Annotated in this window: 12 protein-coding genes; 9 read left to right on the top strand and 3 right to left on the bottom strand. The window is 58.6% G+C overall.

Translation table 11 applies throughout. From position 1 onward, the window contains the following. Positions 1-45: 45 nt before the first annotated feature. From Q0U90_RS01665 to Q0U90_RS01640, 6 genes are read left to right on the top strand one after another with little or no spacing between them, the layout of a single operon-like run. Positions 46-600, top strand: a complete 555-nt coding sequence (locus Q0U90_RS01665; RefSeq protein ID WP_297450706.1) for an NYN domain-containing protein — start codon at positions 46-48, stop codon at positions 598-600. Continuing rightward, a complete protein-coding gene (locus tag Q0U90_RS01660; protein WP_297450703.1) occupies positions 601-2,526 on the top strand; it encodes an N-6 DNA methylase in 1,926 nt (641 codons plus the stop codon). 10 nt (positions 2,527-2,536) lie between these two features. Next, a complete protein-coding gene (locus Q0U90_RS01655; RefSeq protein ID WP_297450700.1) occupies positions 2,537-4,123 on the top strand; it encodes a class I SAM-dependent DNA methyltransferase in 1,587 nt (528 codons plus the stop codon). Between the two features lie 2 nt (positions 4,124-4,125). Next, complete coding sequence (locus Q0U90_RS01650; RefSeq protein ID WP_297450697.1) at positions 4,126-5,331, top strand: restriction endonuclease subunit S; 1,206 nt, start codon at positions 4,126-4,128, stop codon at positions 5,329-5,331. Positions 5,332-5,333: 2 nt separating this feature from the next. After that, positions 5,334-8,510, top strand: a complete 3,177-nt coding sequence (locus Q0U90_RS01645) for a type I restriction endonuclease subunit R (RefSeq protein ID WP_297450694.1) — start codon at positions 5,334-5,336, stop codon at positions 8,508-8,510. Further along, positions 8,510-9,520 carry an abortive infection family protein gene (locus Q0U90_RS01640; protein WP_297450691.1) on the top strand — a complete coding sequence of 337 codons (1,011 nt, stop codon included), beginning with the start codon at positions 8,510-8,512 and terminating at the stop codon, positions 9,518-9,520. The genes Q0U90_RS01645 and Q0U90_RS01640 overlap by 1 nt, the downstream gene beginning before the upstream one ends. Positions 9,521-9,624: 104 nt before the next feature. Here Q0U90_RS01640 and glf read toward each other — a convergent pair whose 3' ends face one another. Continuing rightward, complete coding sequence (gene glf / locus Q0U90_RS01635; protein ID WP_297450892.1) at positions 9,625-10,821, bottom strand: UDP-galactopyranose mutase; 1,197 nt, start codon at positions 10,819-10,821, stop codon at positions 9,625-9,627. Between the two features lie 330 nt (positions 10,822-11,151). Here glf and Q0U90_RS01630 point away from each other — a divergent pair, with 330 nt between their 5' ends. Both Q0U90_RS01630 and Q0U90_RS01625 read left to right on the top strand, forming a co-directional pair. Then, complete coding sequence (locus tag Q0U90_RS01630) at positions 11,152-12,657, top strand: N-acetylmuramoyl-L-alanine amidase (protein ID WP_297450688.1); 1,506 nt, start codon at positions 11,152-11,154, stop codon at positions 12,655-12,657. An 84-nt stretch (positions 12,658-12,741) separates the two neighbouring features. Next, entirely contained in the window at positions 12,742-15,222 is a 2,481-nt protein-coding gene (locus Q0U90_RS01625) for an N-acetylmuramoyl-L-alanine amidase (protein ID WP_297450686.1), read from the top strand. A gap of 67 nt (positions 15,223-15,289) precedes the next feature. Here Q0U90_RS01625 and Q0U90_RS01620 read toward each other — a convergent pair whose 3' ends face one another. Further along, positions 15,290-16,123, bottom strand: coding sequence for an HAD family hydrolase (locus Q0U90_RS01620; protein ID WP_297450683.1), 834 nt, complete (start codon positions 16,121-16,123; stop codon positions 15,290-15,292). 6 nt (positions 16,124-16,129) lie between these two features. Next, a complete protein-coding gene (locus tag Q0U90_RS01615; RefSeq protein ID WP_297450680.1) occupies positions 16,130-17,821 on the bottom strand; it encodes a 1-acyl-sn-glycerol-3-phosphate acyltransferase in 1,692 nt (563 codons plus the stop codon). A 442-nt stretch (positions 17,822-18,263) separates the two neighbouring features. Here Q0U90_RS01615 and Q0U90_RS01610 point away from each other — a divergent pair, with 442 nt between their 5' ends. Beyond that, complete coding sequence (locus Q0U90_RS01610; protein ID WP_297450677.1) at positions 18,264-20,000, top strand: glycerol-3-phosphate dehydrogenase/oxidase; 1,737 nt, start codon at positions 18,264-18,266, stop codon at positions 19,998-20,000. Positions 20,001-20,102: the final 102 nt, after the last annotated feature.

The raw sequence follows: 20,102 nt of genomic DNA, 5'->3' as shown, positions 1-20,102 counted from the left end.
GTATTCATTGCAAGCAAGAGCAACACACCGAAAGAGACACAAGCAATGAACACAATCCGGTCCACCAAATCCCTTCATTCCAATACTGGTCCCCGTCGACTAATTCTCATCGATATTGAAAACTTCAATGGAGGCCCAATCCAGAGCTCCAACCAGGTCGAATGGTGCAAGACCATGCTTACCTGCTGGCTGGATATTGAAGATGGCGAGATTATTGTCATCGCATCAGACGAGAGCGGTCTCCTGGATGTGAACGCAGGTTGGAAAGGTCCCCGCCTACTTATGGGAGTGGGGGCTGACGGCGCGGATAATCAACTAATCGAGGAGATTGAATACATGAACATCGGCCAGTTTGACGAGATTGCACTCGTCTCCGGAGACGGAATCTTCGCTAAGCCCGTTGCTCGCGCTGCTGAGCTCGGAGTGCCGACCACGGTTTACTCCCACAAGTTCCAGCTTTCCAAGCAACTCCAGCTTGCAGCAGCAGAGGTTTACCTAGCCGAGGATGGCTACGGTCGAAAAACTACTAAGACTGCTACATCCACAACTACGAACGCCGACATTATTCAGCTTTACCCAAACTCCAAGGAGACCGCATAAATGGTTGCCACCACCGGACATCTCACCCTCAAGGACATCGCAGAACTCGCCGAAGTCAGCCGACCAGCTGTCAGCAACTGGCGAAGGCGCCACGATGACTTCCCCATGCCTGTGGAGGAATCCACTCCACGTAAGCCACTTTTTGAAGCAGCGGCCGTTGTCGCTTGGCTTAAAGACAACGACCTCTTACCTAAAGATGCTGAAAGGGAGCTACAGCTCACGGGCCTTTGGGCTGTAGCGAACCTACTCCGCAATGAAATCGCCGTTGATGACATTCCATTAGTAATTCTCACGCTATTAGCTCTCGATAAAGACCCATCGTTTGAGCCCTCAGAGGAATTCAACGAGCTTCGGTCACGGATAAGTGCCGATACGCTAGAAGACGTCAAGCAGGGCATCGTCAAACTTAATGTAGATAATCACGGCGAAGCCGCCCGCTCAGTGGTCGACCGTTTCCTTGGTGTCGGATCACGAGGCGACCGCAGCCAGTACGGCACTGCCACCTCGCTTTCCAGCGCTACAATCGTAGCGGCCGCCGGCACCTCTGCTGAAAATGCTGACACTGTTTTGGACCCAGCCTGCGGCATTGCCGGGACACTTCTCGGAGTCGGACATTACACCCCAGAGGCTCAGCTATTCGGTGTCGAACTGCACCAACAGACTGCAACTCTGGCGCGCTTGCTTGTACACCTGACTAACAATGATGCGACCATCGTGACTGGTGATTCACTGACGAACGATCCGTTTGCGGACGTACGGGCCAATCTCATAGTTTGTGAACCTCCGCTAGGCATGCGCATTCCCCGAGAAATCTCAGAGCAGATGCAACGCAGTAGCTTCTTCGGTCACTCATTACGTAGCCCGCTCGGTGAGGAGCTGTTCCTGCTTTATGCGGCTCAGCATCTGGCCGCCGACGGTCATGCGTACATCCTCACTAGCATGTCCCCCACCTTCCGAGCACCGTTCAAGGAACAACGGCAGCGCCTCACAGCAGAGGGGCATGTCGAAGCCGTCGTAGAGCTACCAGCTGGACTGTTCTCAGCTACGCGCATACCTGCTGTGTTGTGGGTTCTGAGCTCCGAGGAAGTGAAGGAACCGCTGCTCATCGATGCCTCCACTCAGCCACCGCAATCGGTCCCCAACCGAATCGCGGAATGGTTGTCTGCTGCCCGCAACCATGAAGACACCGACGTGCCGTACAGGAGGGTGACACTGGCAGATGTTGTCACCAACGATGGTTCACTGTGTCCGTCGACCTATCTCACCGAGCCCACCAACCCCGCTGAGGCAAGGTCCACTTTCGACGCCGCTGTTCAATCCCTTGAAGAAGCCACCAAGGAACTCATGCATATCCGCACTCCACGCGTCACCGCAGACGTGATTCCCGTGTCCACCACGTTCACCACCCTCGGTGAGCTCATCCAAGATGGCCACTTCAAACGCATCAACGGCACTTACAGCCGCGACAAAGACATCGAGACGGGCAGCGCCTACCTCGCTGTCCCCAACCGGAATGCAACTCCTGCGTTCGTCGATGACTACGACGGCGCCGACGTCCTTCGCCCCGGCGACATCCTCATGCCTCGCGGCGGGCTCTCCGCCTGGGTCCACGAGGACGACGACAAGACCTGGGTCCCGTCGAACATGGTCACCGTGCTCCGTCCGCGGTCGGAAGAATATGACCCATACTTTATCGTTGCGTGCCTCAATGCACCTGCGAATATCGACACTCGAGGCACAGGTACAGTGACTCGCCGCCACCCGCTGTCCCGGATTGCCATCCCAGAGCTCAACCGCACTCAGCGTGCAGTCATCGCCGACACCACCCGCGCGCTCAGCACTGCTCACTCTGTTGCCCTCCAGCTCACCCACGAAGTCGAACAAACCAGCGATGCTTTGTTCAGCCTCATCCTCTCCGGAAAGTAAGCTCACAGATATGACTCCCACCCCCGCCAAGGAATTCGAGGACACTCTATGGAAGGCCGCCGATAAACTGCGCGGTTCCATGGATGCCTCTCAGTACAAGGACATCGTCCTCGGACTGGTGTTTCTGAAGTATGTGACCGATGCCTTTGACGCACGCCGCGAGGAACTCCTGGCAGAGCTGGAAGAAGATGGCGCAAGCGAAGAGGATATTCTCGAAGACCTCGAAGACCGGGACGCTTACCTGGAAAAGAACGTCTTCTGGGTAGCAAAGGAAGCCCGTTGGGATTACCTCCAACGCCACTCCAAAGGCAAGACCGCGAACGCCGGCAAAGAGTTTAAGAGCATCGGCAAGCTTATCGACGAGGCCTCTGAAACCCTTATGGCCGATAACCCCTCCTTGGATGGCACACTGCCGCACAATTACAACAGTGAGAGTGTGGATCAGCGCCGTCTGGGTGAGCTCGTGGACATGTTCAGCACGACTCGCTTCACTGCAGAAGGCCCGGAACGCGCACGTGACCTACTTGGGGAAGTGTACGAGTACTTCCTCGCACGCTTCGCTGCTGCTGAAGGAAAGCGTGGCGGAGAGTTCTACACTCCTCGCTCAGTGGTGCGCACGCTGGTGGAGATTCTCGAGCCGACAGAGGGCCGCGTCTACGACCCGTGCTGCGGTTCCGGCGGCATGTTCGTCCAGGCGGAAAAGTTCTTGGATGCCAACGATAAGGACCCGTCCGCAATCGCTATCTACGGCCAGGAGCTAAACGAGCGCACCTGGCGCATGGCGCGCATGAACTTGGCTATCCATGCACTTAGTTCGAAGGGCCTTGGTGAGCGTTGGGGCGACACCTTCGCCCGCGACATCCACCCGGGCGTGGAGATGGACTACATACTGGCCAACCCACCGTTCAACATCAAAGACTGGGCGCGCAGCACCGATGACAAGCGTTGGATTTACGGTGTGCCGCCGGAGAAGAATGCGAACTTCGGCTGGATGCAACACATCATCTACAAGCTCAGTCCTCAGGGTGAAGCGGGCGTGGTGATGGCTAATGGCACCATGACCTCCAACACCTCAGGCGAGGGTGAAATCCGTAAGAACATGCTTGAGGACGACATCGTCTCCTGCGTGGTCACGCTGCCTGCTCAGCTGTTCCGCGGCACGCAGATTCCGGTGTGTGTCTGGTTCTTCGCTAAAGACAAGGGCGCCGGTTCCAAGGGCTCCGTGGATCGTCGCGGGGAGTTCCTGCTGATCGACGCCCGCGAGCTCGGACACATGGTCGACCGCACCGAGCGCACCTTCTCAGACGAGGATGTCCAGAAAATCGCGAACACTTTCCGCACCTGGCGTGGCCGCTCGTCCGCTGAGGGGGAGTACGAAGACATCCCTGGTTACTGCAAGTCCGTTTCGTTGGATGAGATCCGTGAGGCTAATTACGCTCTCACCCCAGGCCGCTATGTCGGTTTCGCGGAGGAGGAAGAGGACGGCGAGCCGATCGACGAGAAGATCGCGCGCCTCACCGCAGAGCTCACAGCAGCCCTGGACGAGTCCGCGCGTCTCGACGCCGTGGTCCGCGAGCAGCTGGGGAGGTTGGTGTAACGATGCGACAGCTGAAAGATATCGGCCAGATCTATGACGGCCCTCATGCAACCCCCAAGCGCATCAACACAGGTAATCTGTACTTCCTTAATATCAGTGGACTATCCAATGGTCGCTTAAATCTATCTACTGCCGATAGACTCTCCCCTGCGGATTTCCGCACCTGGACTAGAAGGGTTCAGCCCAGGCAGGGCGACCTGTTGTTCTCGTATGAAACTCGCATTGGCGAAGCAGCCTTGATGCCACCAAAAATCGATGCTGCGCTCGGGCGTCGAATGGCTTTGCTAAGACCAGACATGAGTCTGATTGACCCCCGTTACCTTCTCTACTTCTGGTTAAGTCCCAGGTGGCAGTCTTTCTTGCAGGAGCGAACGCTATATGGGGCAACGGTAAACCGGATACCAATCGGCGAAATGCCTAATTGGCCAATTGATATCCCGGCAATCGCTATGCAAGAAAAAATCAGTGAAGTTCTCGGTTCCCTCGACGACAAGATCGCCGCGAACAACCATATTCTCGGAATCATCGACGAAACGATTCAATCTTTGTGGAAGCACGCTATTCAGTTGGGGGCAACCAATACCCGACTCGACGACGTGATTCAGATTAACCCAAGGACTCCTATCCCTAAGGGCACGGTAGTCAGGAAAATCGAGATGAAGAACCTTCCTGAAGCTGGGTTTTCCATCAGTGAATGGGAAGAGCACGAGGCCAAAGGGGGGTCCCGCTATCGAAACGGCGACACCCTTCTAGCTCGAATAACTCCCTGCTTTGAGAATGGAAAGTGCGGGTTCGTCGATTTCCTCGAAGCCGATGCAGTTGGTGCCGGATCAACGGAATTCATCGTTATGCGTCCACAGCTGGACATTCCACTCGCAGCACCATACGCAGTTGCTAATTCAGCAGATTTCCGCGCCTTTGCGGCACAGACAGTGACGGGCACTTCTGGCCGGCAGAGGGTTCAAGCTCGTGACCTGGCAGCATATGAAACCGTATGGCCCAACGAAGAGCAGCTCTCTAACTTTGGCTCCAGAACCACCCCGCTACTCGATTTCGCTGGCGAACTGCGCGACGAGGTTCGAGTCCTCACCAAAACCCGCGATGAGCTGCTTCCCCTGCTCATGAATGGGAAGATCACGGTGAGGGAAGCAAGCCAGGAAGCAGCAGCCGCCGGGGCACAGGTCTCGAGTGAGGAGAACGAGGTATAACCATGGCTTACAGTGAGGCGATGCTCGAAGTCGACGCGCTCGAGCTGCTCGGCGAGCTCGATTGGAAGCCGACCGAAGGTAAAGAACTCGCCCCCGGCAGCGGGGAGCGGGAGAATTGGCGCGACATCGTGCTTCGAGGTCGCCTCCTCAACGCCCTGCGCAACCTCAACCCCGGGGTTCCAGACGAGTACCTCCGCCAAGCAATGGCAGAGGTTCTCACCCCGCAATCCCAAAGCGCGATTGCGGAGAACCACCGCCTCCACCAGATCCTCGTGGAAGGCTACCGCGGCATCGAATACACCGACGCCGAGGGCAAGCACCAGAACCCCACCATCACGTTCTTCTCCCGCGACCCGAACAAAAACGACTACATCGCGGCGAACCAAATCACCATCCGGAACCTGGACAAGGAACGCCGCTTCGATGTAGTGCTCTACGTCAACGGCATGCCCCTGGCCATCATGGAGCTGAAACAATCCGGGTCCACCGCAACGGTGGAAGACGGCTACAACCAGCTGCGCACCTACGTCGAAGAATTCCCGATGGCTTTCCGCTTCGCCAACGTCGTCGTCGCCTCCGACGGGCTCGAAGCGATTTACGGCACCCCGTTCACCCCGCGGGAACACATGAGCAGCTGGCGCGTCGACGACGACGGCGAACCCTACATGCAGGGCCCACTCGTCGTCGTGGGCGGCGAGCAGATGACCGAGTTCGACATGCTCATGTGGGGTCTGTTCAACATCGAACGCTTCGGCCAAATCTTCATTGATTTCACTGCATTCGACGAAATCAATGGTGAGCTGCGTATGCGCGTAGCCAAGCCACACCAATACTTCGCCGTCTCTAAAGCCGCGGGCAGGACTATCCAGGCCGCCCGCAGCGACAAGAAGGCTGGCGTGGTGTGGCACACCACTGGCTCCGGCAAGTCCATGGAAATGGAGATGTACACCGCGAAGATCATGCGCGACGCGCGGCTGGACTCCCCCACCGTGGTCGTCCTGAACGACCGCAACGAGCTGGATAAACAGCTCCACGACACCTTCGCCGTCTCCACCCTCTTGCCCGAACCCCCGACCCACATTTCCAGCCGGGAGGACCTGCGCAATCAGCTTAGCCAGCGCCAATCAGGCGGGATCTACTTCGCCACCCTGCAGAAATTCGGCCTGAAGGGCGCAAAGGAAGACAGAGAGCTAGAACACCCTGTTCTTTCAGAACGCCACAACATCATCGTGATCTCCGACGAGGCGCACCGCTCCCACTACGGCTTCGGCGACACGAACGCCGACGGCTACGCGCACCACCTCCGCACCGCGCTGCCCAACGCCACGATGATTGCGTTCACCGGCACCCCGATTGACGAGTGGGACCGCAAAACCCGCGAGGTCTTCGGTGGTGAGATTGACGTCTACGACATGAACCGCGCGGTGGCTGACGGCGCGGTGGTCCCCGTATATTTCGAGCCGCGACTCATCCCGCTGGAGCGCATCCAGGGGATCACCGACGAGGACATCGACGACGCGGCAGCGGAGATCCTCGCCGACATCGAGGACGAAGACCGGGAGAAGGCGCAGCGCTCCGTCGCCGTGCTGAACACCGTGTACGGCTCCAATCAGCGCCTCAGCACCCTCGCGCTGGACTTCATCCTCCACTGGGAGGATCGCCGCGAGAACATGCGACAGTTCATCGGCGGGCCAGGTAAGGCGATGATTGTGGTGCAGACCCGCGACATCGCAGCCAACCTGTACGAGAAAATCGTCGAGCTGCGTCCCGACTGGCACAGCGACGATGACCTCGCCGGCAAAGTCAAGGTGATTTTCTCCGGCGCGGCCTCCGACCCCGCGCACCTACAGAAACACATCCGCAACCAAGCTCGGATGGATGCAATCAAGGACCGCATGAAGGACGCGGACGACGAGCTCGAAATCGCAATCGTGCAGGGCATGATGCTCACCGGTTTCGACGCTCCTCCGCTGCACACGCTATACCTCGACCGGCCGCTGAAGAGCGCTCTGCTCATGCAGACGCTGGCCCGCGTGAACCGCAAGTTCCGCCACAAGGAAAGCGGTCTACTGGTGGCCTACGCCCCGCTCATCGACAACCTGCAGAAGGCCATCGCTGAATTCACCAAGAGCGCCCCCGACGAAGATGAGAAGGTGATCGGGCAGAATATCGAGGAAGCCCTCGGCATCGTCCGCGGCTTCCTTGGCAAGCTCCACACCCTCGTGGGCGAAGACTGGCGCGAGTTAGAGGCCAATGGCGAGCAACGCAAGGCCCGCCTGCAGATCCTGGCCAAGCTTCGCGACCCACAGACCGCCGATGAGGAGGGCCGTTACCCGCTCGCCAAACAGTTCACCGAAACCGCAGGCAAACTAGCCCGGGCGTGGGCGCTGGCTTCCGGTAGCCCCGACGCCGCCCAGTACCGCGAGGACGTCCGCTTCTACTCCGACGTGCGCAACCAGCTGGCGAAGATGGACGCTGCCGACCGTCGGGCCAACGGTGAGCCACTGAGCGACGAGGTCCTCACCCTGCTCAGCCAGCTCGTCGTCGACTCAAGTGCCTCATCCACCGTCATCGACGTCTACGAGGAAATCGGCCGCGACCTGCCCAACCTGCAGGACCTGAACATCGACGCCTTGAAGACCAAGGACAAGACCGCCTCAGAGACCGCGCTGCTAATCGACGCGCTGCGGCGCTCCCTCCTCCAAGAATCCCGGGTAGCCACCGGAAACAACGAGGTTCGGGCGAAGCAGTTCTCCGAGCGCATCCGTGAGCTGATGAACCGCTACACCAACCAACAGCTCACCTCCGCCGAGGTCATCGCCGAGCTCATCGAGCTTTCGAAGGAGATCGTTGCGGAAAGCAAGCGCGGGGAATCCTTCAATCCGGCGCTCAGCAACGATGAGCTCGCGTTCTATGACGTCATCGCTGATACCAACTCCACCGATGAGGTCCTCGAGGACGATGTGTTGGCCCAGATTGCGCGCGATCTCGTCGAGACTCTCCGCCGGGATGCGAAGACAGACTGGACCGTGCGCGATGATGTGCGCGCCAAGCTACGGCGCTCGATTAAGACCTTGCTGCGCAAGCACAAATACCCGGCCGACAAGCGAAGCGAAGCTGTTGTTCTCGTGTTAGAGCAGATGGAGCGCTTTGCGCCCCGCTGGGCGGAGGCTGCGTAGTGAAGGAGCTTTTCAATGCTCATATCCTGGTCCCCCTGCAAAGACCAAACTATCTTGGATCTGAATACTGGAACGCTATTGACCTTGAACATCAGCGGCTCTTGCGAGCTCACGAAGCTAATGACCTAGGTGAGGTCGTTGGGCAGTGCAAGGCCTTGGTCGAAAGCATCAGCCGTGTGACGTTAGAGCTGGACGGAAGGCCCGCAGCCAGCGATGATTCTTTCGACAAGATTGTTAAAAATGCGCACAATCTACTGGTCGACCAACGAACTGAAGGCGACTCAGTTGATAGCGCGGGGCGGACAGCCGCAACACAGATTCGGAAGCTAGTTTGCTCTCTGGGGCCCTACCGAAACTCGAAGGGCTCGGGCCATGGACGAGCCTTCGTACCGGAAATCCTTGACGACACCGCCGGCCTGATTACCGTGTCATCCCTTGTTTGGGTTCATTGGGCGCTACCTCGAGTTGGAAAGTTTGCATACGGTCGGCCTGAGGCTCTCATTCGCGACCTCATCCTCGAAAGAGCCATCTTCCACCGCAACAGCCTCCTCGAACGCCTCCGAGATGCGGGCCTCCCAGAAATGGATCCGAAACACCAACGGGAAGTTGGCGTCGCTGTGGCCAGACGGGCAATGCAAGAAACCTTCATCGTGCAGCAGGAGGGCGTCGAGTCATGCAATCGATCAGATTCCTTGGATTTCTGGACCGAGCAATACCGACTTGGGGTTGCCACGGGGCTGTTCACGGACAAGAACGGCGAACTAACAGTGAATAAATGGGGAGTTGAACATGCACTCGCAGTATTGAACCCACTCAAGAACTTTGCGAACGAAATTGACAAAATCAATAATCTGCTCTGCCACTCATTATGGCCAGCCAAACCGTTCCTCACCAAAGAAGAAAAAGATCAGCTGGCTGAGGTCTTCACCCTCGCTGAGGAGTCCCACACCGGTGAGGATCTTCGGGCTATCCAAGCACTCCGCGAAACTCTTGACGTTCCGCCCTTCTGACCCGCCTACCTGTTCGAGCTAAGACGACGATCCAGCTATCCCTAAAAAGAGCCAGATTCCCAGAGCCAGCCGACCAGAGGAACCACAGCCCCCGAAGTCCGTGCTTAGTGCCCGCGCTCCTGCTCAATCGCTTCGCCGTCGTTGAAGAACGGTGCAATCTTGTTGTCGAACATCGACAGCGCCGAACCAATGGCCATGTGCATGTCCAGGTACTGGTAGGTGCCCAGACGACCACCGAAGAGAACCTTGTTCTCCTGCGCTTCTGCTGCAGCGAGCTTGCGGTAGGCCTCCAGCATCTCGCGGTCTTCCGGAGTGTTGATCGGGTAGTACACCTCGTCGCCATCGTCGGCGAAGCGGGAGTATTCCTTAACAATTACCGTCTTGTCCTTGACGTAATCGCGCTCCGGGTGGAAGTGGCGGAACTCGTGGATACGGGTGTATGGCACATCAGCGTCGTTGTAGTTCATCACCGAGGTGCCCTGGAAGTCGCCGGTGTTGAGGACTTCCATCTCAAAGTCCAGGGTGCGCCAACCCAGCTTGCCCTCTGCGTAGTTGAAGTAGCGGTCCAGCGGGCCGGTGTAGACGACCGGAGCATCCGGGGAGACAGCGCGCAGTTCGTCGCGCACCTCGAACCAGTCAGCGTCGACAACGACGTCAATCTTGTCGGAGGTCACCATGTTTTCCAGCCAGGCGGTGTAGCCGTCGACAGGCAGGCCTTCGTAGGTGTCGTTGAAGTAGCGGTTATTAAAGGTGTAGCGAACGGGCAGGCGGGTGATGTTTCCAGCCGGCAGGTTCTTCGGGTCGGTCTGCCACTGCTTGGCGGTGTAGTGCTTGACAAAAGCCTCGTACAGCGGACGACCGATGAGGGAGATAGCCTTTTCTTCAAGGTTCTTCGCGTCGCGCGGATCCAGGCCATCAGTCTGATCCTTAATCAGTTGGCGAGCCTCGTCCGGGCTGTAGTACTTGCCGAAAAACTGGTTAATCAGCCCCAGCCCCATCGGGAACTGGTACGCGGTGCCCTTGTACATAGCGAACACCCGGTGCTGGTAGTCGGTGAAGTCGGTGAACTGGTTGACGTAGTCCCACACCCTCTTATTAGAGGTATGGAACAGGTGCGCACCGTACTTGTGCACCTCGATGCCGGTTTCCGGCTCTGCTTCCGAGTAGGCGTTGCCGCCAATGTGGTTGCGGCGCTCGACAACGAGCACGCGCTTACCCAGCTCATTGGCGGTCCGCTCAGCAACGGTCAAACCGAAGAAACCCGAGCCGACCACGATGAGGTCGTAGTTGTTGTCCTTGATGTCCTGTAGGGACTTCGGAGCAAATTCATTGGCAGTGGTGTTCTTTTCGCTACTCACGCCTTAAAACCTATTGCATTTCCATCCGGTTTGCGGGTGTACACGCGGGCTTTACGACGTCCACGTGAACGTCCCCCAACGTTCATTTGGTCACACAATTCAATATTTTCCCCAAAATTAACGTAGAAAAACAGTGGCCTCACTAGATTTTTCTAGTCACACTGGTAACATCTTTCTCAGTATTTTCTGTTGCTGTGCAACTTTTCTTCAATTCGACCCCGGGCGACACCCCGGGTTGATGACTCTGTACCCCACATTTTTGGAGCTTTTACCGTGCCAACTCGCCGTCGCATCAATGCCCCGTCGATGGGCCGTCGTACCTTCCTCTATGGACTGGCAGCCACCGCTGCCGCAGCTCCGCTTGCATCCTGGGGTGTCCGCCAGGCGCCCACTCTGGTAGAAAGCCCTGGTATTTCCCCCATCGCGGCTAAGATCTCGACCTCGCCGCTGGCCGACGCTGTCACGATGATGATTGATGACGCGGCCGTCGGCACGCATGCCATTGCCGATGCCCTGCACCCACTTCGCGGATTCGTCAAGGACATCACCCGCGACGAACCGTTCTCGCAGTTCGCGCTGACCTGGCCAGGCGCTGAAAACCTGCAGCTCTACGTTCGCGCTGAGCGCGAAGACGGCACCTTTGGCCCGTGGTTCCACGCCGATTCCCACGGTCCGATGAACAACTCCGGACAGTCCGGCACTGAGCTGCTGTTCGTCGAGCCAACCAAGCGCGTGCAGGTCTCCACTGTCGGCCTGAACCTCCTCGAGGGGCTGGATCCGCGTAGCATCATTGGTGCCGACAACCTCGACCCCGCCACAATTGGCGACACTCTGCAGGGCCTTATCGACGGCACCGCATCGCTGGCACTCAATGCTGTCCAGGCGGTCTTCGTCGACGGTGTCGAGCAGTCGGGTGAGATTATTCAGCCGGTTGCATATGAGTCTTCGATTGCCGGTGCGCCGAGTGTCATCAGCCGTGCCGCATGGGGCGCTGACGAGTCCGCACGCGGCGGATCGAGCTCCTACAGCACTTTCAAGGGCACCTGTATCCACCACACCGCTGGCTCCAATAACTACTCGGAGTCCCAGGGGCCGGCCATTGTCCGCGGTATTTACGCCTACCACGCAAAGACACTGGGCTGGGGCGATGTTGGCTACAACGCGCTGGTCGACAAGTACGGCAACATCTACGAAGGCCGCTACGGCGGCCTGGACAAGAACATCGAGGGCGCCCACGCAGGTGGCTTCAACAATGGCACTTTCGGCATCTCGGTGATGGGTAACTACGACCAGCTGCCGATTCCAGCTGCGGCTATCACCGCGCTGGGCGAGATGGTCGGCTGGCGCATGAAGGTCGGTGGCGTTGATCCGATGTCCACCGCCGCGCTAACCAGCTCCGGATACTCGAAGGCCCGCTACGGTTCGGGCCAGACCGTGAACCTACCGGCCATCTTCGGTCACCGCGACACCGGTTACACCTCATGCCCAGGCAACTTCGGCTACCAGCAGATGGACGACATCCGCGCGGCAGCCAAGGCCAAGTTCGACGGTGCCAGCGGAGCCGGCATTCCTGGCGGTTCGGCGGAGCCGGGCAACCAGGATGGAGAGGCCGCCAACCTCCCGCCAGCTCCGGGTGCCGGTGAGTCGAGTGACGACGGAGGTTCCCTCGGGAACGCGGAAATGTCATCTCCAGCCCAGGCGCTGGGCGAATATCTGACCGATGGGCTCCCGGCCAACCCGGCCGAAGCCGCCCAGGCACTGTTCGCACCACAGAACTAAGTCCCCTTCCCTCCCCAGTACGCATAACCGCATCACATTGTGGTGCAGCAGCAGATTCTCAGTTATCACGCAGGAGTTAATAACGTGTTTAGTCGTCGCCGCATTAATCGCCGCGCAGGCACCAAGCAATCTTTGGTGCTCGCTGCTGTGGCGACCCTTGCCCTGACCCCAGTTGTGGTTGTCGGTGGGGGCGCCGCTTATGACCTCATCGAAGACAACGGTTCTGGCCCCATCGACCCCGTCGTCCAGAACAAGTCACTTGCCGACAGTGAATCGGTTCTCGTCGATGATGCCGCGATTGCGACCCAGTCGATTGCCGACGAGGAGCACCCCAACCGCGGTGTCGTCAAGGAAATTACCTCCGACACCGAGTTTTCCCAGTTCGCGCTTACTTGGACCGGTAACCCTGATATCGCCAGCTACGTCCGCGCCGAGCGTGCCGACGGCTCCTGGTCGGACTGGTACAGCGTCGAACCGGACTACCCCGCGGACGGCAACGGCAGCGGCCTGAACGGCACCGAGCTGATCTACATCGAGCCGACCAAGCGCGTCCAGGTTTCCACCCACGGCCTCAATATCTTCGGTCCGGGCTCCGGTGTGGAGCTGGAGGACGTCAAGGGCGCCGAGAAGCTGGACATGTCCCAGATCAACCTCGACGAGATTAATGCCGAGGGCGAAAAGCAGGCTCCGGAAGCCGCTCCAGAACCTGCTTCTGAGACCACTCCCGAGGACGCATCCGAGGAGCAGATGGCTCAGGCCGACACCAAGACCGATGCCGACGCCCCGAAGCACGAATCGGAAAACACCCCTGTGAAGTGGACTGACATCGAGCCAGTCGCCGATGAACTGCCTATTAATCAGGTCGACGCAGTACTTATCGACGGCCAGGCCGCCGCATCCGGCATTGACCCGATTGTGGATGCCAAGAATGTCACGGGCATGCCAAAGGTCATTACCCGTGCCGGCTGGGGCGCCAACGAAAATAACCGCTGCCAGGGCGCATACTACGACAATAAGCTCGTCGGCGCGACCGTGCACCACACCGCTGGTTCGAACAACTACACCGAGAGCCAGTCCGCTGGTATCGTTCGCGGCATCTACCAGTACCACGCTCAGACTCTGGGCTGGTGCGATATCGGATACAACGCGTTGGTCGACAAGTACGGCAACATCTTCGAAGGCCGCTACGGTGGCCTGGACAAGAACGTCCAGGGCGCCCACGCAGGTGGCTTCAACACCGGTACTTTCGGTATCTCGATGATGGGTAACTACACCTCGGTTGCGCCGAGCCAGGCAGCACTGAACTCGGTGGGCAACATGATTGGTTGGCGCCTGAAGGTCGCCGGCATCAAGCCGACCGGCCAGATTCAAATGACTTCCGGTGGTACCAGCTACTCCAAGTACGCATACGGCACGAAGGTCACGCTGCCGACAATTTTCGCGCACCGCGATGTCGGTAACACCACCTGCCCGGGCGACGCTGGCTACGCCCAGATGAACCAGATCCGTTCGATTGCCGAGAAGAAGTACAACACCCTCACCAGCGGAAAGGTCGAAAACGAGGGCCCGAATGGTCCGAGTGACCTACTCGTCCCGCAGGACAACGATGCCGACAAGGGCAAGACGACGCAGTCGAGTACGTCGAGCACTTCGACCACTCCGAGCACGACCAAGTCGAGCACGTCGTCCAAGACGACTACTTCTACCTCCAGCTCGGCAACCTCGACCAAGTCGTCCAAGTCGACCACCTCGACTAAGTCAAGCTCGACCACGTCAACCAAGTCGACCACCTCGACTAAGTCAACCTCGACCAAGTCGACCACGTCGTCCAAGACCTCCTCCAGCACAACGAACCGCTCCTCAACGCCGAGCACCAAGTCGACCACCTCTACTACGGCAGAGCCAACCGACGCTACGACCACCACTGGCACTTCTACGGCTAAGCCCCCCGCCTCGTCGTCAAGCGAACCGAGCGATTCCGCCGCACCAGCCACACCGAATGCACCTGTCGATCCGCAGAAGGCACAGGCCCTGGAAGCAGTTGCGGGCGCACGTTCGATGCTGGCCTCCGCACTGGGAATGCTGGGCGCACCGGGCCTGGGACAGACCGCCGAGGCGATTCTGGGTGCCGTTGGACGCTCGATTGAAAACGGCCCATCCATCGCCGACCTGCCAGTTCTGATTGATCAGATCATCGCGATTGACGAGCAGAACGATCTGGCCGCCGAATGGCGCCATGTCACCGAGGAAGTAGGTTCTGTGCTCGGCTACGCAATGTCCGGCATTCAGAACGGTTCCACTGTGGCGAACAACGCTGGCCAGGCCGATGTCCTGCGCTACGTGAAGTTCTCCAACGGTGTCATTACTGACTCCGAGACCACCGGCGCCCACGCAATCTGGGGCAAGATTGCCGACGAGTGGGCTCGCCAGGGCTTCGAGGTTGGCAAGCTGGGCGCCCCAACGGCAACCCAGGTTGTCGACGGAGATGTCGAGCGCGCCGAGTTCCAGAACGGAACGATCATCTACATCCGCACAACCGGCGAAATCAAGGTTGAGCTGAAGTAAACGCTGAAGGCAGCCACTGTCGGAGCGCTGGTCAGCTAGCTGGCGCGGTAAATAACCGCAAGATCAGCTAGAACCAGCGCTCCAACACACGAGCAACACCGTCATCATCATTGGTGGCGGTGATTTCGTCTGCAATCTCCTTGACGTTGTCGGCCGCGTTGCCCATTGCTACGCCCGTGCCCGCCCACGACAACATCTCAATATCGTTCGGCATATCGCCGAAGCAAACCACATCTTTCGCGGTTGCGCCGACCAATTCAGCCACGTATTCCAGCCCGGCGCGCTTGGTCACACCCGGCGCGGACACCTCCAACAGCCCGTCAGGCATGGAGTACGTCACGTGCGCGAGGCTTGCATCAATTGCAGGGGCAACCAGCTCGAATAGCTGCGCACTGTTCACATCGGAGTTACGCAATAGGAGCTTCGTCGCGGGCTCCGAAAGCACGGCATCTTCAGCAAGCTCACCGTGCTCGTCCGATTCCCACGCATGGTCATAGGACGGTGCCACCACGAAGAGCTCATCGATGGCATCGTTCGCCGATGTCCCAGCGCGCTCAGCCGCAATACCAATTCCGCCGATGGACCGCGTCGCTTCGCGCGCACGCTTTACGACGTATCGCAGCGTCTCCGGCTTCAACGTATTAGCGGCGACCATTTCATCACGACTGGAGTCATAAATCACCGCGCCATTAGCGCAGACACACAGTGGCCGAACCGGAAGCTGCTCGAGCACTGGCTGCAACCAGCGAGCGGGCCTTCCCGTAGCCAACACCAGCGGGGTGCCGCGGCGTAGCATCCGTGCGACAGCCTGACGCAGACGCGGAGTCACCCGTTCCCGGGAGTCAATGAAAGTTCCGTCAATATCCGAAGCCACGAGTAGTGGATGTAGTCTCTCGGTCACGGCGAATTACTTGCCGTCCTCAGCGTTGTCATCGCCAGAGTTGTCAGCCTTACCGTGGGCATCCTCCGCATTGTCACTGAACCGTTCGTGCAACAACTGCAGCGTCGCAGCCACTCCCCCGTGCTCGACGGTGTCGATGACCCAGTCCGCAGTCTTCAGCAGAGGCCAATCTGCATCGGCCATAACAACTGGCATACCGACGCGCTGCGTGGCCTCTTCAAAGTTCGAGCGAGCCGCAAAAAGCATCGCGGTCTCTTCCCCGCGAGCCTGCTTGCGCAGGGTCGTCACTACCGCATTGGTCACATCCAGCTTGCTGGCGTCCTCCGGCAGTTCCACAACCTGCAGGTCAGCGCATTCCAAAGCCGACAAGTCCGGCTTATCCCCCGGCTCATGCAGGACGACGATTGTGGCGCCGTCATCACCGAGCTGCTGCAAGGCGTTCAAGGTTTCTTCGCTGATGTTGCCCGCATCGTCGGCAAGCGAAACGGAGTAATCGAAGATAAACGTCTCCGGTTTAGCGGTGATGAGCTTGTTCAGGCGCTGTGGCAGCTTGTCGCGGATCATCTTCGACTGGCCGATGAGACGGTAGACGCTCTGTTGTGTCAGCTCAGCGCCGGAGGCGGAAGCCTTCTCCAACTGCACATACGTTTCGCGGAACGTCACGCGCATCGAATCCGTGGCAGCGCGAACGGAATCCTTACTTTCCTTGGCGCCGGCGACGACTTCATCGGCCATCTGCTCCACAGACTGACGCAGCTGTGCGAGCATCGCGGTTGTCTGTTCCTTAGCGCGAGCGGACTCCGCGCTCATCGTTTGAGTCATCGTCTGCGAAGCTCCTGTGAACTGCTGCTTCGTCTTATCGCCGAATTCACGTGCGTTATCAGCAAATTCACGTGCCGACTCAGCCAGCTTGTCCTTAAATGCGGCCAGGTCACTGCGCAAACGACGGATGCGCTGACGCTCTTCTTCGACCTTGAGGTCTTCTGCTTGGGCCTCTTCGAAAGTCGGCGCGCCACCGCCTAGACGTGCCGGTACCCAGTAGGCGCCCTTCGGCAGTGGCCCTTCTTCAGCTGCGTACTCGTCCCAGAGCTGACGAACGCCCTGATCCATGATTTCGTGCAGCTTCTCCGTTTCCTCTACCGGATCTCCCTCCGGGTACCACGGCGGCAAAACCGAAATGTGAATCGGAGTATTGCTACGGCCGAGATGCTTGGGGTGTCCCTTCGTCCACACGCGCTGGGATCCCACAATCAGCACGGGGATGATGGGCTTGCCGGTGCGCTGCGCCATACGCACTGCGCCGGACTTCAAATTCTTGACCTCGAAACTGCGCGAGATAGTCGACTCCGGGAAGATACCTACCAACTCGTCTTTTTCCAGCTTCTTGCAGGCCTCTTCGAAAGACTTCGAGCCGTCGGTGCGGTCGACCGGAATGTGCTTACAAGCGCGCATGATTGGCCCTGCAATGGAATGGTCGAAGACCTCTTTCTTCGCCATGAAGCGCACGTAACGACGGTACTTGCGGAAGGGAAGACCGACATAGGTGAAGTCCATGTATCCGGTGTGGTTAGTAACCACCACGGCGCCAGAATCCTTCGGTACGTTTTCCCAGCCCTTAACGGTGAACTTCAAACCTTGGGCAAAGAAGACGGTGCGCGCCAATCCGATAATCGTTAAGTACACAGGATCCTTGAACATGACCTTTACTCTACAATCTTTCGCACCCCTTAGCGGGGCAATATGTGCTGGTATCTGCATCGGTATCTGCATCGGTATCTGTTGCCCGCGAATAAAGGTCGTTACAGGTCAATAGTCGTGTGTAACAGCCGATACGACCGGCAGTCGCCGCCCCTGCATGCATTGCGTGCACTACCAGCCTTTTGCTACCCCATCATGGGGGTATTTCTAACAGCCCTCGTCTCCGGTGATAAAAATAGGAAAATTCTAAAATTATAGCCCCTACCTGGGACTATATGAATAGTAGCTTCAATGCCTTTCGCTGGCCTTTTCAGACCTTTGTTTATATCTACGTAACCGTAGGTTAGCGCTCACGAATGGGCGCATTTTTTGTTAACGTGAGCCGTGAACCGAGAAATTCTCTTCGACGAAATACAACGCCCACACCGGGAAGGATTGGAAAATGTCGTCCTCTTCATCTCTCGCCCCCTCTGCCGTTCTCAACAAGGAACAGCACGAAAAGACCTGGGAGAAATTCGGTAACGAGCAATACGACGTCGTCATTATCGGCGGCGGTTCCGTAGGCGCTGGCGCTGCGCTCGATGCTGCTACCCGTGGTTTGAAGACTGCAGTCATTGAAACCCGCGACTTCGCAGGCGGTACCTCCAGCCGCTCCTCCAAGATGTTCCACGGCGGTCTGCGTTACCTGCAGATGCTGGACTTCCGCCTGGTTGCCGAATCCCTGCGCGAGCGCGAACTGTCCATGTCCCACTTGGCACCGCACCTGGTCAAGCCACTGCGCTTCGTCTTCCCACTGACTCACCGTGTGTGGGAGCGCCCGTTCATGGCATCCGGCTTCTTCCTTTACGACGTCATGGGTGGCGCTAAGCAGGTTCCGATGCAGAAGCACTACTCCCGCAAGGGAACCCTGAAGCAGGCTCCGGGTCTGAAGGAAGACGCTGTGGTCGGCGGTGTTCGTTACTACGACACTCTGGTTGACGATGCCCGTCACACCATGACCGTCCTGCGCACCGCTGCTCACTTCGGCGCTGATGTCCGCACCTCCACTCAGGTCGTCGACTTCGTCAAGGAAGGCGAGCGCATCGTCGGTGCAAAGCTCCTTGACACCGACACTGGCGCTACCACCACCATCCGCGGCAACGTTTTTGTCAACGCCACTGGCATTTGGTCCGATGAGATTGAGAAGCTGGCAGGAGTGACCGGCAAGTTCCGCGTCCACACCTCCAAGGGTGTCCACATCGTTATTCCGAAGTCCGCTCTCGAGGGCTCGGTGGCAATGACCTTCGTGACCGAGAAGTCCGTCCTGTTCGTTATCCCGTGGGGTGAGTACTGGATCATCGGTACCACCGACACTGACTGGACCATGAACCTGGCCAACCCAGCAGCTACCCGCGCTGACATCGACTACATCCTCGATCACGTCAACGCCAAGGTTCGTCGTCCGATTACTTACGACGACATCGTCGGCGTCTACTCGGGTCTGCGTCCGCTGGTGGAAGGTGACTCCGACTCCACCACCAACCTCTCCCGCAACCACGCTGTTGCCCACGTTGCTCCGGGCATGGTCTCCGTCGCAGGCGGTAAGTACACCACCTACCGCGTCATCGGCGCCGACACCATTGACGCTGCAGTCCAGGATGTCCCACGTAAGGTACCGGAGTCCGTCACCGCTGATGTTCCGCTGCTCGGTGCTGATGGTTACCACGCACTGAACAACCAGAAGGCAGAGCTGGCCAAGCAGTTCGGTATCACCGAGAAGCAGGTCGAGCACCTACTCAACCGCTACGGCTCCCTTATCTACGAGGTTCTGGCTCCGGCAGCTGAGGACAAGTCCCTGCTCGAGCCACTGGAGGCCGCTGAGCAGTACATGCGCGCTGAGGTCCTCTACGCAGTGACCCACGAGGGCGCAATGCACCTCGACGATATCCTGGAGCGCCGCCTGCGTGTCTCCATGGAGTACGCACACCGCGGCGTCGACAGTGCCCGGGCCACCGCAGAGCTGGTTGCCCCGGCTCTGGGTTGGGACAAGGAGACGATGGAGAAGGAGATCAAGGTCTTCATCGAGCGCGTCGAAGCAACCCTGGCAGCTGAGCATGAGCTGACCGACAAGGCCGCTAACGAGATTGCCGCTCACGCAGTGGAAACTCGCGCGGACGTAGACGTTAGCCTCGACCGCTAGATCATTTCCCACCCTCCCCTAGGTGGCCATACGAGTTAGCTCCTGAATGGCCACCAGCGCTGTAGCCACAACGAAATAGCTTCCTTCTTGAAAAATGGCTTC

The organism is uncultured Corynebacterium sp. (genome assembly GCF_946998835.1).
Lineage (GTDB): Bacteria > Actinomycetota > Actinomycetes > Mycobacteriales > Mycobacteriaceae > Corynebacterium.
The sequence above is the reverse complement of the archived record's forward strand: the minus strand, read 5'-3'. Positions and strand labels throughout refer to the sequence as shown.